Source organism: Arthrobacter sp. Leaf69 (assembly GCF_001422645.1).
Taxonomy (GTDB): domain Bacteria; phylum Actinomycetota; class Actinomycetes; order Actinomycetales; family Micrococcaceae; genus Arthrobacter.
Genome location: NZ_LMLR01000013.1, coordinates 339,833 through 355,074, shown reverse-complemented (window position 1 = coordinate 355,074; position 15,242 = coordinate 339,833). Strand labels below are relative to the sequence as shown.

Below are 15,242 nucleotides of genomic sequence, written 5' to 3'. Positions count from 1 at the left end.
ATCTCGACGGCACCTTGTGGGCACCTTTAGCCGAGTTTCATCAAATGCCCCTGTCGTCGCAGTCCGGGTTTCCTTGAGGACTTCTGAGACAACAACTTGTACCGCCGTTTCGCAGCTGTGAATTTCTACGATAAATGGCGGTCTTTTTGCAGCGCTAAATGTCACCCTCACTGACTTCGGCTGCCGGTGGGAACGCGGCCCGCACCGGCAGTCACGTCCGTTGTCGACTCCTGCCGACTGTCTTGAAACGCTAGGGTTTCGAGGCACTGAGGTTATGAGACACAGGGGATCCAGATGCGGCGACCCCTTCAGGTGTCCGTAAGGGGATCGGCTTGCGGGCATCCCAGTCACTCGAGCCGCGATGAAGGAAGCAGCATTGATGGACGACGCCGAGTCCTCAGCGCCCATCAGGCAGCCTTGATCTAAGTTCTTCTGCAAAGGAAGCGATGGTCCCACTCATACGGATTGCTTGGCCCGCTGTACGCATAAGCGACAGGTGGGGTTGAACCATCTCTCTGGGCCACGGATACCTGGCGAACCAGTTTCTCGAAATCGTCCAATGTAGAATTATCGCCGAGATTGGCGAACACCTCGAGCGCACCCGCAAGATTTAAATCAGTCAATTTCCCCCCACCTTTGACCTAAATAGCTCTATTTATGGAGTAGCGTATATCCGAAATCCTCAAGCGTGTAGATATGATTATTCAATTCAACTCGCGTGAACCCTTTGTAAGGCGCATCCAAGCCATTGAAAGCAGTTCCAAAGACTAGCAGAGCCTCCACTGCATTTTTCATCCAATATTGCTTTTCGTTCTCGTCGCTGAATGTGCGATTGACTAGGTGCGCGGCTCTACTTTGAGATCGAGGGGCACTTCCAAAGGTGTTAAATTTGAAAAGCGTGAACTTAAGTCCAGTTTCAGCGTCAACGACGGATTCTCGCGACGTGGTGAAAGGAATTCCGCCGCTTTCAGTTAGCAGCTCGAAAACTTCCGTGGTGTAGCGGCTGCCGGTTACTAACCATTCGAGATATACGCCGGCGTCGGCATCTGCGACTCGAGGCACCAGATTGTCCTCGGTTTTTTCGACTCTAAACATGCAAATCTCCCCCAGGCTTGCAAAGAGCCCGCCCTATTGAACTCCACCCAGTGGGGCAGAGCCGCGACTATTATCACAGCAAGGAGTGCTTTCTGTCATTACTCCAATCGATGTTTTTTGCGATTCTTTTTCGGTTTCGTTTCCCCGATCTGAGCCGGAGGGGTCCCGCAAGGGGTTATTGGGCTTTCGACAAGAAGCGAAGGACTCCACTCCTCAACGTTTTACAAAGGTGCGAGCAGCACCTTGTCTGCAAAACGCTCCCTGAAGGAGGCGGTCACTTCGGCGTGTAGTCAGGGCGAGATGTCCAACTGGACGAAACTTCTCCTAGTCGTGGTCGTCGGCAAAATTTCTTAGTCAAAAATGCCGCCCTCGGGCGGTCTGTGAGGGAGCGACACGGGAAGTTGGGACCGGGGTGGTTTGTGTCCGTCGTAGGCGCATTTCTTGAACGGGCCTTCTTTGTCTATGAGGACGCGCATGTGGATGTCGGCGTGGGTTAGCCACCAGGTGCTGATGCCGAGGGCCGGCTCCGTGCGGAGGTGCTCCCAGGGACGCCAGATTGCTTCCATCCGGATGAGGGCTTCGGGGTGTTTGTACCACTCGGGGCCCACAGCGTATCGCCGCGGGTCAAGGACCGGCCGGGGCCGCACCGTAAGGGGCGTCCCGTATAGAGCCCTCAAACCGTCCCGTTAGCCGGTCCCTCACCGGAGCAACCACAACCCAAAATTTCCGGATCACGATCGCCGCGTTGTGGGGCCAGTCGATTCCCGTAAGACCTTCCCGCAAAATGCCCGGTGATGGGGGGCTAAACGGTACATCCAAAACTATGACCGGGCTCCTCATCGGATGCGCCCGCGTATCCACGAACGACCAAGACCTACCGCCCGGAAGAATGCCCTCGTTGCTCTTGGACTGTCATCGGAGAAGAGGTTCACCGACCAGGGACTCGCCCGTGCCGACCGGGCACGCGCCGAGCTCAAGGAAGCGCTAGCCGCCTGACCGTCAACAAGTCGCACCAAGTCATGCACATGCCTGGCAACGTCGCCATGAACAGTCATGACATCAAGAAATGCAAACCAGCAAAGGCAGCACATCTCCCCCAGCCAGCGTTCAGTCATGCAGTTAGCGGCACTCCGGGCCATGAACGAGTAGGCAGCATCACCGCTGCCGGAAATCAAGAAAAGGAGCCACCCGGCTACAGAAACGGCCACCAACGAAAAAGGGCCCCCGCAGGGGCCCATCAGTGAACAGTTTGTGCACACTCAGAGGCTCACAAGCCCCTGAACAGGGAAAACACGTGCCCGAGGTGGGACTCGAACCGGGTTCCAGCCCTTGCAAACACTGGACTCCCGCCGAAACATACGGAATCCGGCCCAGTCCGGCACCGGTACGGCGCAGTCCGTGACCCAAAGTGTGGACACTGTCCACACCCCACTTCGCCCACCAAAGACCTCCCCAAACAGCCGCGCCCTGCATCGACAGGGTGCGGCGCTTCTTTGCCCTGAAAAACATGATCCTGCTGGAGAAGTCCGACCGTGGTCTTATTTTGACGAAGTAAGCACGGTCTGCACGGCAATTGCTTGTCCGCCAGTGGATCCCTTACCGCCCACCCTCGGGTCACAACGACTGCAGGAACGCCATGATGTCGCCAGCGAGGAGAGCGGGTTCTTCGTGGGGAGCGACCACGATAAGCCGTCCCTCGTCATTCCGGTAGGGCCGGAAGGGTCCCCTGATCCCTTACCGCAGCCGCCCAAAGATATCGGAGGATGTCCTCGATTGTATGTCGGGTGTTTAACCGTCCGAGGCACTGGAGGTGGCTGATTTCGGCGAGCTGTTCTACTCATTTGGACGAGTTCTGCTGTGGGCAGCCATCCTCGGCTTCGCCGATGTGATGGGTCTCATGGTCGCTTCGGTTTGGCTAGGTCACCGGCGGCTGCAGCGCAAGAAACAGCAGGGAACAACAACGACGACGGGACAACGAGGACTGGGCCAAGCGCCGTCAGGGCGGTGTGTCGCCAAATGCGACAGCTTCCCTCTCCGTGCACCCCCGGGGACCTCTAACCGTTCCGCACAGAAATTCCTCAGGCGATCCATACGGAGGACACAGTCGGCGAGCCCACCATTGTTCGAACCGGAGTAGCCATACGGAGGACACAGTCGGCGTTCCCGCTCCGAGCACCCCCGGGGACCTCTAACCGTTCCGCACAGAAATTCCTCAGGCGATCCATACGGAGGACACAGTCGGCGAGCCCACCATTGTTCGAACCGGAGTAGCCGCGAACGCRACGGCGACCGCGACTTACCGGAGCGTCGGTGGCGAGCGGCGAKACCTTTAGCCGAAAGAGGACCGGCACTTATRCCGRCTAAAGATGTGAGGCTCAATGATCACTTTGCGCAAGCACCTACTCCCTCCAGTCCCCCAGACAGGCTGCTGTCGACGCAAGCCTGTACCTCTGAAACCGMGGCCTCCACGTCCGGCGGCGTGACCAGTAGATCCGCCGGTTCAAGCCCCGAACAGTGAGGTGCCCCCGATGTCACCAAAACGCGACCCACGCTTCTGGACCCGTGAACACGCTCCCTTAATCATGCTCGGCGTCGGACTCGTCCTGGTGATGATCGCCGCCGGGATAGTCCAACTGGATGTGRAATGACCAAATGCGACACGAGAGAGCKCCGGRCGATGAAATGTTCCATCGCTGACAATTCACGAAGTACCTGCAAGAAAGGAACAATGGAAATGAATACTTCGAATCAGTGTCCCGTTGCTGGCTGCGGTGAGACAGGCGTGAAGTTATCGCCTCATCACGACCCGTTYGAACTAATTACCTTTGACCGGCTAGCGGCTCGACCGATGGAACTTGCCTGTCCGCTTCATAGTGAAATCCTGTGGGAGCGATATAGGAAGGAAGCAAGTGCAGCCATGATGAGTGCCTCCCGAMGTGGAACTGCTGCTGCGCCYACTGATTCCGTGGCAAGGGTTTCCTGGCGTCTGAACTCCCACAATGACCCCACATCAAAAGCAATCGCGTCCCTATTGGCACTGGGAGAGAGCGATGAATGCTCGTCACCCCTGGAGCAGTGAAACTGAGACAGACGCCCGGCGGAGAAGTGAGGGGAAAACCGAAATCCAAGGGTCCCGGTGTAGACCAAGCTGGACACATCGCCAGCCTTTAGTCGCCGGGATAATGCTTTTGCCGATGCCGGCCGCCGAGGGGAAAACCGAAATCCAAGGGTCCCGGTGTAGACCAAGCTGGACACATCGCCAGCCTTTAGTCGCCGGGATAATGCTTTTGCCGATGCCGGCCGCACGGGCGGAGGGTTTGAGACCATTTCCTTGCTTGATCGAGGCCAGAAAGCGGATACCTGCTGGAGACGTCGAACTCAAATACACCTTGAAATAGGTGTTGCTTCGATCGACAGAATCCCCCGGGGGCTAAGCAGCACATCCAAGTCCATGACCGGGCCCCCATCGGATACGCCCTCGTATCCTCGAACGACCAAGACCTTACCGCCCGGAAGAATGCCCCTGGTTGCTCTCCAGCACATCCAAGTCCATGACCGGGCCCCCATCGGATACGCCCTCGTATCCTCGAACGACCAAGACCTTACCGCCCGGAAGAATGCCCCTGGTTGCTCTTGGAGTGTCGTCGGAGAAGACGTTCACGGACCAGGGACTCGCCGGTGCCGACCGGGCACACCTCGGGCTCAAGGAAGCGCTAGCCGCTTGACCGTCAACAAGACGTATCAAGTCATGCGCTTAGGAATAGCACCAGGACGGCGATCGCAATCCACTTTCGGTGACTTTCACTTGGAATGACGCTCACGAGTCGCCTCTCGTCCGTTTCTGGTCCTTCTCTCGCCTGACACCCCTACTAGGCGCAATGCCAGAGCAACCAGAGCGCCACCAGTTCCGTGCCCGCAAAAGGATCGGCTTACGGGCACCTATGCGGACGTAATCCTCCTTATCATTTCGTGCACGAGATGACGTTAGATTCTCCATGACGCGGGACACATTCATGGAATTGCCTACTACATAGAGACTCCGCCAGCTGAGCTGTCCGCGGTGCGCGCTCGTCGCTACTGAGCGTGGTGAACGTAGAGGTCGCGGAGCAGTGCGATCTCGGCTCCGTGGTGCAGAATCTCCTGGTTCTCCCACCACACGATCGACGGAAACGTCTCCTCGGCATCGCTGCCGTACGGGTAGCTGCTTAGTCCGGTCCGGTCATAGTCGGACTCATCGACACTGAGCAGTACCCGGCGCCAATCGGCTGCGGCCTGACGGAACCTCTCGATAGCGCCGGCTGCATCTGGTCGTGATTCGTACGTCGCTCGATCGAACGTTCGGTCACCCCCGAGGTGGTTGGATCGGCCCAACAGCGTCTCGGAGATGTGGTCAAGCCGCCAGGCGATCGTCGTGAGGGGCGGAGGCCACGGACTTTCGGGGGCGCCGTCTCGCCCCCACTCACCCGCGCCGATGAGCTTGATGGCGCCCGGTCCGGGCCCATCGGCACGCCTCCGTACCGACCAGCACGCGGCGACCGGTTCCCAGAGGTACTCGGCGTCCGTCAGTACCGGTACGTCGACGTCGCTGTCATCACCCGAGTTGCTGGTGGGCCCGGCGAGGCGAGTGAGAAGTCGTTCCGTCGCCCAGTCGTACTGCTCGAGCAGTGGCTTGAGGCGCTGGTTGGTCATCATGGCACGTAGCCTATACCCCACGAGATACCGTTAGGCGGCATCTGCTGGCTGTCCACGACCAAGTGCCCGCCAATCCCTCAGCGGGACAACTCGAGTCAGGCAGTGACTCGGGCATACACGGCCGCGTTGACTCTGTGAAATGAGGCCTAGCTCGGCAATGAAGACAAGCGTCGACCGGCAGCGAGGCTAACTAACGAGCTGCTGAATCGCGCCGGGAATGAACATCAGCGTGTTAATCAATGCGAATGTGGCGATGCCGTAACCAATGGCCAGGGCCGCAATAGCCAGACCGCGGCTGCCGCGGGTCCGCTGCGCTCATCCGTACCTCTGACGGCGGGTTGCGGCGGCGCCCGTAAGCGGTCCTCCACCGGTCCTCCACGACGTGTGACTGTTAATCCAGAATGGCGGCTTTTCACAGCTCGGCTTGGCGGTTCGGGTGCCCTCAGGCGGAACCGACGGCGGCTGGAAGGCCCACGCCGGTCAGGTAGTTGGTGATGACGGTGTTGAACACTTCTTCTGGTCTCTCGGGGTCGTGTTGCCCGGTGAGTGCGCCCGCCAGGAGCGGGTAATTCCCGGACTGGACTACCCCGGAGAGGTACTGCAGGCGCGCGTTCGCCCCGTCGAGGCCCGTCCCGGAGCTGTCGGCTGATGCCAGCTCATTTTGTACAAATGCGGAGGCGATGGCCGTCATCATGGCCACGGTCTGCAGCTTGGCGGGCCCCGGCATGTCCACCGGCTCCATTGCGGACAAGGCACGCTCCAGATATCGGAGAGCATTGGGGCCCATTGAGGGCCGGGTCAGCAGCAGCGGAGCCAGCCACGGGTGCCGGTGCATAATGGCCCGGCCTTGCCGGGCCAGATTCAGCAGCTGGATCGGCGCTGGTTCATCGGAGGGGTCAAGGTCGTATTCACCACTGACCGTGTCAACGATGAGTTCGATGAGCTCGTCGTGGGATTTCAGATACCGGTACAGGGACGCCCCGCCGGCTCCGATGCCGGCGGCCACGCGTCGGATGGACACCGCCGTCAGGCCGTCCCGGTCGGCAATATCGATCGCCGCCGCAGCGATCCCCGCGCGTGAGTGCTCCGGTTTCGGCCCGACACCGTAACGCTCCGGCCGCAGCCAGATATCAACGCGGTCATGAGAGGGCATACCTGTTCCGCCTTTCGCCTAGCCGCCTGGGTTAGGTTCCGTACCTATTCCACTATATTCTTGATTGCGAACAGTGATCGCAATCAAGTGGAATGGGGAATGTCATGCGGGTACTCATGATTACGCCAGGGACCCGAGGGGATGTCGCCCCGATGGCCGGGCTCGGCAGCAGACTTCAAGCCCTGGGCTTTGACGTCGCAATCGCGGCGAATGCCGCCTATGCCCGCTGGTCACCGCAGCCGGGTGTGAGCACCGCGAACTGCCCGGTGATATGAGCCACCGGGTCAGCCCCGCCGCGCCGGGGAAGAAGGCCACGGGCGCGGACCTGCGCAGGTACATGCGCGAACTCGGTGACTACATGGACCTGGCCGCGACCGGCACCCTTGCCTCGGCCGAGGCCGGCACCGACGTGATCCTGGCCAACGCGATCGCCCCCTATGCCTACGATGTTGCGGAGGCCCTCGGTGTCCCCGCCATCGGCGCCCACCTGCAGCCGACCGAACCCAGCACCGCCTATCCGCCCGTGGTTCTGGGGACCGCCCGCAGCCTCGGGCCGGTCGGAAACAAGCTGCTCGGTTCACTCATATCATCGGGAAAAGCACCCTACGACGCCCCGAGCGCCCGCATCCGCCAGATGCTCGGCCTACCCAAAAAGGCCCGGTCCGCGTCCGACCGCACGCGAAGGAAAACCAACAGTCCCGTTCTCCACGGCATCAGCCCCACCGTATTCCCGCGCCCGGCGGACTGGCGGTCCGGGCTCACCATGACCGGCTACTGGTGGCCGGAAGTTGAGCCGGGCTGGCAGCCACCTGCGGAGCTGGTCCAATTCCTCGCGGACGGCCCGCCCCCGGTGTTCATCGGCTTTGGTAGCAGTGCGGCCCTGGACGCAGAATTCATGCTCGACGCCGCGCACCGTGCGGGGGTTCGCGCGGTACTGGGCGTACAGGGTGTCGCCGGGCCCGATGCCATCAGCATCGGTGCTGTTCCGCACGAATGGCTGTTCCCCCAGATGGCCGCTGTCGTCCACCACGCCGGAGCGGGGACCGCCGCGGCGGGGCTGCGCGCCGGGGTGCCGACGGTCAGCGTGCCGATATATACGGACCAACCGTTCTGGGCCGCACGGATCACCTCCCTCGGCGCGGGCCCGCAACCGGTCCCCTACAAGGAACTCACCACCGAACGGCTGGCCGACGCCATCACGCAGGCCACCACGACGCCGGCCTACGCCGCACGAGCACGCCAACTGGCAGCAATGCTCGCAACGGAAGACGGAACCGCGCCCGTCGCGACAGCACTGCGGGCCGCTGCGAAGCAGATGTAGCGCGTTGCAAAAGCGACCGTTTCTGCTACAAACCACCAAGCGCATTCAATAGATGTGAGGAATTCGGCGTTTGATGGCGGCATTCTGTTAGCGCGTGGTGGCTTGAGTCCCGATAGGCGGTTCAAATGGCGGCACGCACTGCGGCGATCCAGACCCACTGGTCTAGTGAGTGAGGGTTAGCTCTGCTCTCACCGAGACGAATATTTGGACACGCGCTCTTAGCCTGACGCTGTCGCGTCGCTTGTGGAGTCGAGGGGTTGTGCGGTCCAGCTGCGGAGCAGGTTCATGGCGTCCGCGGACGGGGTGGCAGGTTCGGCGAGGTAGGTCATGAGGACCAGGCCGGGGGTTGATGTGATGTCGAGGGCTTCGTAGCCGAGGGTCATGTCACCCACGACGGGGTGGTGGATGTTTTTGGTTCCGGTGGAGTGGTCGTTAGCGTGTGTCCTCCCCACCAGGTGCGGAACTCGTTGCTGCGGGTGGCGAGCTCACCGACCAGTGCCATCAGGGCTTTGTCGCTGGGATCCTGGCCGGCGATGAGCCGTATCCCTGACACGGCCTCTAATGCGGTTGTCTCCCAGTCCGGGTAGAACACCCGGGAGCGTTCATCGAGGAACATGTAGCGGGCGCTGTTCAGCACGGGCTTTCCCGCCGGGAAGAGGTCGGGGAACAGTGCCCGGCCCAAGGGGTTGGAAGCGACCGGGTCCCCGAGCCGGGTCATCGCGATCGCGGGAACGTCGCTCATCGCGTCGATGGGAGATTCATTGCGTGGTGAGGCCTGACATTGTATTTGGTCTTTCCGGCCATCGCGTCTCAGTCGGCATGTGCAAAGCAGACCCTCAGGCTGGGTGCTTTATTGCGTGTTTGCTAAGTCATCATGCCTATGAAGCAGTCCTACATCGACCGGGAGGATTTTGATCGGTTCGTTTGCAGACGCAGACCTTGAGGCACACGCTGGTCGTGGGGAAGAAGCGTTCTCGACCAAGGCGGAGTGTCGCGAGTACTCGGCCGGTCTGAGCGTTCGCCCGACACGTTCCATGGTCGGCCGGGTGAAGCGTGGATCCTGGCTTCGTGTCTACTGAGGAGTTCCGCGCGCTTCTTGACGGCGTCGACGTACTCGGCGAAGGCCGGCTCAATATCGGGCAGGGTCTTCCACAGCAGGCCCAGCAGTGGGCCGGCAAGATCCTGCCTGACGTGCAAGAGCGTTTTTTCGCCGTGGGACGTGAGCGTGAACGTGCACACGCCCTTGAACAGGCCCAGGGCCAGGCCTCCGGTCCAGGTCATCGCTTCGCCCGGTATTTGCCGGACGCGCAGACGGAAAGTACGGTTCCCGCCGGTCCGGCTCCGGACTCGAATCGTGCCCCCGTTGCGCAGTCCGCCGGAGATGTGGGTAATGCCGGACTCCCAGACGGTGTAGTTGCCGCCGTCCGTGATGATTTCCCATACCGTGAACTTCCGGGCATTTATCAGTGTCTTGGCCTCATAGGATCTCATGGCGCTCTCAGACCAGTACTTTGCCCTTGATCATGTCGAACTCATCAGCACTGATGGTTCCAGAGTCCAGAAGAGCCCTGGCTTTGGAGATCTCCTCACTTGGACTCGCTGCAGCGACCCCGCGGATGTACGCATCCGAGGTTTCCTGGTTTTTTCGGGCCCGTTCCATGGACCTCTCAGTCATGCCCTTACCGCGGGCAATCAAGTACACCAGCAGGCCCAGAAAGGGCACGAAAGCCAAGAAGATAACCCAGATGGCCTTCCACCAGCCGCTGAGCTTGTCGTCGCGGAACAGGTCCCCAAAGACGACGAACAAGGCCCAGAGGAAGGCGAAGAAGGCCCACACATAGAACAGCCACCAGATAATGTTCCAAAAGTTTTCCCAGACACTCATGTTGACTTCCCTGCTTTCAGTTGGAACGGCATTTGGGGCTTGGGCAGCCGGATGCGCGGCATGGGGCTACTGCGGGTGAACAGAAATTGGAGAACCTAACACTTGGCCGCCGTACGGAGGTCGCTGACGGCGGCCTGGACGTTGGCTGCTTCGTCTCGCAGGGAACCGAACGCCTGTGTCAGGGTGGCATCGTCGGGAACGTCCTTGACAGCTCGATCGAAGTTCTTTTCGGCCGCTTGAACGGCGTCCACCTCGTCTTTCGCTACGTCCTGACTGGCCTTGATCAGATCGTCGTAGGTCTTCGCGACCTGGTCTCGCGCCGAGTTGACCTGCTCCACCGTGGCGCCGGGCTTTAGTGTCTGTTTGAAATTTGTCAGCGCTGCGGAATAGGCACTGGCAGCAGCGCACGCCTGCGAAACGTTCTCCTGCGCTCGGGCGCTGCTGACGCTCGTCCCGGGGCTGGAGGGGCTGCAGCCCGTGAGCAGCGCGACGGCTGCCACTAGTGCGATCGGTCCTGCAAGGATTGGGCGAGGTCTCGACATTGGAGGCTCCTTTCCAAAATGGATTGCCGCAGGTGGCCCTGCGACTGGCAAAGTACGACCATTCTCGGGCCGGACCGGTGGCGCGGACCTCATCCAGGGAAGATGATTCCCGGCGCTAATACCGAAGATTCGACGGCGGGCTGTCGCCCGGCGCTGCACCGTCCGGGTCTGCAGCGTCCAGCACCGGATACAACCCGGCGCGATGACTCAAGCTCTATTCCATGACGCGCCGCGGCCCTGGCCACGGCACATTCGGCTCGGCAGAGATCTCCGAGCTCGACGCAAGTGAGCTCGGCGAGGTGCGCGTGGCCGAGTCCGACCTGGCAATGGTGCTCTCTGAGCAGGACGTCATGGCCCCGGCCAAGACGACCGAGCCCGGCCACTCCGCCGTGGTCCTCGCCGGGGAGAACAAATGGGCGGCTTTCTTCAAGGCCGGAGGTCAGCTAGAGGGACACCGAGTGGGAGCGTCGCAGACGTGGGACGGGTCAGGGGTGGCCGGCCCCGCGACGGAGAGCACGGAAAGTTCACCGCCGGCCGGCCAGCGGACGCCTTATAAGCCGCGACAAAGTGAAACCCGCCAACGCTCCTGCGTACCGGACCGGGCAACGCCGTTGCCCGGCAGGGGCCCGGGTCCTATCCGGCCGGACTGGATAGCACCCGGGCATTTGGTCCTATCCGGCCGGTCCGGATCGCGGTAAGTGCGTCGGTAAGCCGACGGACATCCCGTGCCCGCTCTTCGTCTGTGGGCGGCGTGGTCCCGGACTCGGTGATGCAGTCCAGCAGTGCTGCCGTGACCTCCGCGATCAGGCCCGGGAACGGGCTTGACCGGTATGAAAGGTTTTCCGTGTGATTCAGCGCCTTGGTGATGAACACAGCCGCCTCTGCTCTGCGTGCCATGCCAAGTTTCCTCAGCACGGACGAGGTCAAGTTCTTCACGGTCTTTTCCGCCACAAACATCTCCTGGCTGATCTGGCGGTTGGTCAGCCCTTTCGCCAGCCCGATGGCGGCATTCGTTTCCTGTCTCGTGAGGGTCAGCAGTAGCTCATCCGGGCGTTGCGGCCCGCGTCGCGCCGAGGGGGCGACAAGCGCCGGCCGGAACCGGCCACTGCATGCCGTGTGCCCTGCCAGAGCCCTGCGGATAAGCCTGAGCAGTTCACCGTTGTCGTCCTGCTTGGACAGGCATCCCCATGCGCCGGCCAGAACGGAGTCGATCAGCACCCCCTCGTCGTTCTCCCCGGTCATCATCACGCATCGGATGCCCGGGTCCGCCGCCGCAATATCCCGGCACACCCCGGCCCCGGACCCATCCTTGAGATCATCATCAACAATGACCAGCTCGGGGCGAAGGGCACAAATCTGGCGCCGTGCTTTGCGCGCGGACCCTGACTCCCCGGCGATGCTAAGACCGTCGGACTCCAGCATCAGGCGCAGGCCCCGCCGCACGACCTCGTGGTCGTCAAGCAGATACACGCCCCGGCCGGTCAACGGGAGCTGCGGGTGGAACTCCAAATCAGGGGTCATTTCCAACACGTTCCTTCGTCTTGTGGCCGAAAGGCGTTGCTGAATGATCCCCCCGGTCATCCTCCAGCGTGCATTCATGCGCACGCTGGCCGTCCTGTGCACCCAAGGCTAAGCCCGGAAAAGCCTCCAGCCAACAGGCAGTACCCGAAGCAATGCCTCCAGTAGCCATTCTGACGTCTCCGTATCCGGCGATCGTGTCGCGTCCTTTTTCAGAACGCCCTTCCGGCCTGCCTCAAAGAAGTACTGGGCTCAGGGGCGATGTTGTAGCCGTATGCCGTCGCGTGCCGGATGACGACCGAGGTTCTGCGAGCGTCACAATTCATGTCTATCTTTAGTGCGGGCCGCAGCGTCCCGGCCCGCACTGAGGGTAGGGGCCTGATGAACGACAAGCTCAGCATTCTGGTTCCCCTGGACCTCGATGGCGCCACGGCCATGGTCGCGACTCCGGGCCACGTGACGACACAAAGCATCCAGGCACTCTATGTGGTCGCTAAACGCGCCAATGACCTGATGGCAGACGTGGCCCTGGAAATCGACGTGACGCGCGCCAAGGTCGACCAGGACGCGCTGGAGCAGCTGCGCGCCTGCGAACAGTCCCACCATTTGCCCGCGAAAATTGATCCGTTTCAGGCCGACTGCAGGCTCTGCATCCTGGCGCCCGTCGATGGCTTTCCCAATGCCGGGATGGTGGGTCTGGCAGCCTGACCGGACCCCGCCGCGCACCCGGCCAGCCGCCGGCCGCCGCTCGACGGGACCGTCTCGGGGCCCTCACCCTGGTCGGACGTCGGTGACATCGAGGCTCATTTCGGAGATGCGGGCGAGTAGTTGTGAGTGGAGTTCGGGCTGATCGCGCAACACCCGGATGGGAGTGGTCGTGTCTGATCCCATGGCCACCGCTTCCATTTCCGGGAAAGCCGCCGCGAGCGTATCGGAGCGCGGATACAGAAGCCGTCGCTCATAATGCTTCACCTGCTAATCCTTCCTATTCATCCACGACTTAATCGTGGATGCGAAAGTCAGATCCAGGCCTGTCAAACCGGGCCGATGTGTGTCGGCAGCGATTTGGAAGATGTGCGATGCCTACGCACCGTAAGGTGATGCCAACGGCCGGGACCGGTCCCGGCTGTGATGTCCCGGTGCACGGTCGGACGGGTCCTCATGCGGAGGGCATTCCGCTCCTGCCCCAGCGCCCTGCGTCCGGTGCGGTTCACACTCGTAAGCATCAGGACGGTAAAGGCAGCCCAGAGGAGCGCCGTCACCAGCACCAACGCGATCGATACCAGGGGATGCATGCGGCAAGTGTAGATGTGGCCCGGACGAACAGTAAGAGTCCTTGGGCACAATGGGGCTCCCGCAAGGGATACGGATTCTCCAACCTGACGCGCCTTGTCCGGGTGATCCTGTCGGCGATCCAAGTGACGAAGCTGTGATCCCAAAAGGAACTCCCAAGCGTCCCCTATGCCGCTCCCCCACCGCGACACATTCCGAGCATTGCCTGGCGCGAATAGTCACAGTCTGAACGAATACCGCTGGGACGGGCCGGTCTGTACTGGAGCGGGAACCTCATCCCGGGAAGGTGATCCGGCGTGGCAACATCCGGCCGCCGGCGGGCCAGAATAGGCACCACATATTCAGAGCGGGACGGAAGGGAATTTCTTCCATTCGCGGTGGAAGCGGGCTTCTGCCTCGAGTGCGGCGGATTGTTCCAGGGCGTGCAGCCGTCCGTAGCTGAATCCGTTCTCGCCCAGGACGAAGGCCTCGGCGCCGAGTCTGCGCAGAACCGGTACCAGCGCCCGGTCTCTGGTGTGCACACGGACCAGCCCGCGGAGGGTGTCCGGGATGCTGTCGGCCTGTTCTCCGAGCGGTTCACGGAATTCCGTCCGTTCGTCCGGTCCGGCGGGAAGCTTCAGGTGCCACCCGGCGTCCTCTCCGCCGGTCCTGCGGCGCAGGGTGATCTGCGCGGACGCCAGACGCAAGTCCTCGGTGTCGAAGTACTCGGCCTCCAGCCGGTGCTCCACGGGCCGGTCCACCCGGGCAACACCGGGCAGGTCCCGGGGCGAAGGAAGCAAGGCCTCCTCCTCGACATCAAACTTCCGTTCAATCTCAACTACGCGTGTAGCTGCCATACCGGGATTGTACGTCCGGCCCCCGACCCGACCGCACCGGTCGGAGGCGTCTACTTATTGCGTCAGTGCCGCGATCACCAGTGCCGCAGCGTGGGGTCCTGCACAAAACCCCGAGTTTCGCCAGCATGGACGAGACCATGTCATGTTGTTGTTGGTCGTTTCGCTAGGAACATCTCCTTGGCGTTCTGCCGGTTGGTCATCCCTTCCCCAGACCGCTCCGCTGCCCAAACCTGCATTGACGCCGCGAAGGTGACGCTGGCCGGGCCGACGCCGACCTCTTACCACCTCACCCCGTTTGGGTGAGGTGGTAGCCGGGCGGTCGTGCAACGCTCGAGGAACTTCAGCGAAGGAGCGTGGAATGGCGATATCGGGTGCACAGTCTTCCGGTCCGGGCGTCAGCGTCGGCCCGACGAGTGAGTTCAGTTTGTTCTTCCGGGTCAAGCCCGGCCAGAGCGAATCGTTGCGGGACGCGCTGAATGACCTGCAGCAGACCCCGGGGTACCGGCCAGGGGACTACGGAATGGCGATCACGACAATCCACGAGGCGCGTTTCGTACTTTTTGACGACGACACCCGGCTTGCGTTCATCACAAGTTTCGATGGGCCCTGGGATGCGTATATGGAGGATTTCTTCAACTCGGGACCGACGCTCGCGCTTTTCGATGTCATTTTCCGGCATGCGGAGGGCTACGACGGTCTGCCCGACCTCGCCGCCGAGAAGGCGTTTATTCTCGGTGCGCAACAGAGCGCTGCTGCGTACGCCCGTAACTACCCCGGCACCGTGAAGGAGATCCGCAAGGCGCAACGCGTGAACGCGGCATTCCAGCGCGTGCTCGACCACCCCGAGGCTGCAGCAGCGCTGCAGCACCCTGCACTGCAGCCGCTACTCGACGAAGCTGGGGACTGA

The 15,242-nt window shown here is 61.7% G+C and carries 14 protein-coding genes and 1 pseudogene; 4 read left to right on the top strand and 11 right to left on the bottom strand.

Translation table 11 applies throughout. The features are described 5' to 3' along the window. Positions 1 to 651: 651 nt before the first annotated feature. The 4 genes from ASE96_RS18940 to ASE96_RS14510 form a co-directional block, all read right to left on the bottom strand. On the bottom strand, positions 652 to 1,095 hold the full coding sequence (locus ASE96_RS18940; protein ID WP_082492762.1) for a hypothetical protein: 444 nt from the start codon (positions 1,093 to 1,095) through the stop codon (positions 652 to 654). A 350-nt stretch (positions 1,096 to 1,445) separates the two neighbouring features. Further along, positions 1,446 to 1,703, bottom strand: coding sequence for a DUF4913 domain-containing protein (locus ASE96_RS14520; protein ID WP_056431832.1), 258 nt, complete (start codon positions 1,701 to 1,703; stop codon positions 1,446 to 1,448). Positions 1,704 to 5,169: 3,466 nt separating this feature from the next. Then, entirely contained in the window at positions 5,170 to 5,787 is a 618-nt protein-coding gene (locus ASE96_RS14515) for a DinB family protein (protein WP_056431829.1), read from the bottom strand. Positions 5,788 to 6,229: 442 nt separating this feature from the next. Then, positions 6,230 to 6,940 (bottom strand): TetR/AcrR family transcriptional regulator C-terminal domain-containing protein, encoded by a 711-nt coding sequence (locus tag ASE96_RS14510; protein WP_056431826.1) that lies wholly within the window; start codon positions 6,938 to 6,940, stop codon positions 6,230 to 6,232. 92 nt (positions 6,941 to 7,032) lie between these two features. On the opposite strand from ASE96_RS14510, the gene ASE96_RS19615 reads away from it, so the two are divergent. Further along, a complete protein-coding gene (locus tag ASE96_RS19615) occupies positions 7,033 to 7,215 on the top strand; it encodes a glycosyltransferase (protein WP_326952507.1) in 183 nt (60 codons plus the stop codon). After that, the gene (locus ASE96_RS14505) at positions 7,212 to 8,261 is read left to right on the top strand and encodes a glycosyltransferase (RefSeq protein WP_235500261.1); all 1,050 of its coding nucleotides are present in this window, start codon (positions 7,212 to 7,214) and stop codon (positions 8,259 to 8,261) included. The genes ASE96_RS19615 and ASE96_RS14505 overlap by 4 nt, the downstream gene beginning before the upstream one ends. A 218-nt stretch (positions 8,262 to 8,479) precedes the next feature. On the opposite strand, the pseudogene ASE96_RS14500 reads toward ASE96_RS14505, so the two are convergent. From ASE96_RS14500 to ASE96_RS14480, 5 genes and pseudogenes are all read right to left on the bottom strand, one after another. Next, positions 8,480 to 8,979: pseudogene (locus ASE96_RS14500) on the bottom strand (MmyB family transcriptional regulator). Positions 8,980 to 9,152: 173 nt separating this feature from the next. Further along, positions 9,153 to 9,752, bottom strand: a complete 600-nt coding sequence (locus ASE96_RS14495; protein WP_056431820.1) for an SRPBCC family protein — start codon at positions 9,750 to 9,752, stop codon at positions 9,153 to 9,155. 7 nt (positions 9,753 to 9,759) lie between these two features. Next, positions 9,760 to 10,146, bottom strand: a complete 387-nt coding sequence (locus ASE96_RS14490) for an SHOCT domain-containing protein (RefSeq protein ID WP_056431817.1) — start codon at positions 10,144 to 10,146, stop codon at positions 9,760 to 9,762. Between the two features lie 95 nt (positions 10,147 to 10,241). Continuing rightward, positions 10,242 to 10,688 (bottom strand): hypothetical protein, encoded by a 447-nt coding sequence (locus tag ASE96_RS14485; protein ID WP_082492761.1) that lies wholly within the window; start codon positions 10,686 to 10,688, stop codon positions 10,242 to 10,244. A 633-nt stretch (positions 10,689 to 11,321) separates the two neighbouring features. Then, positions 11,322 to 12,287, bottom strand: a complete 966-nt coding sequence (locus ASE96_RS14480; protein WP_235500285.1) for a response regulator — start codon at positions 12,285 to 12,287, stop codon at positions 11,322 to 11,324. 300 nt (positions 12,288 to 12,587) lie between these two features. On the opposite strand from ASE96_RS14480, the gene ASE96_RS14475 reads away from it, so the two are divergent. After that, complete coding sequence (locus ASE96_RS14475; RefSeq protein ID WP_056431810.1) at positions 12,588 to 12,914, top strand: hypothetical protein; 327 nt, start codon at positions 12,588 to 12,590, stop codon at positions 12,912 to 12,914. Between the two features lie 63 nt (positions 12,915 to 12,977). Here the strand turns inward: ASE96_RS14475 and ASE96_RS14470 are convergent, their stop codons facing one another. Continuing rightward, the gene (locus tag ASE96_RS14470) at positions 12,978 to 13,178 is read right to left on the bottom strand and encodes a hypothetical protein (protein ID WP_056431807.1); all 201 of its coding nucleotides are present in this window, start codon (positions 13,176 to 13,178) and stop codon (positions 12,978 to 12,980) included. Positions 13,179 to 13,840: 662 nt separating this feature from the next. Next, entirely contained in the window at positions 13,841 to 14,335 is a 495-nt protein-coding gene (locus ASE96_RS14465) for a CYTH domain-containing protein (protein WP_056431804.1), read from the bottom strand. A 358-nt stretch (positions 14,336 to 14,693) separates the two neighbouring features. On the opposite strand from ASE96_RS14465, the gene ASE96_RS14460 reads away from it, so the two are divergent. Next, positions 14,694 to 15,242 (top strand): hypothetical protein, encoded by a 549-nt coding sequence (locus ASE96_RS14460; RefSeq protein ID WP_056431801.1) that lies wholly within the window; start codon positions 14,694 to 14,696, stop codon positions 15,240 to 15,242.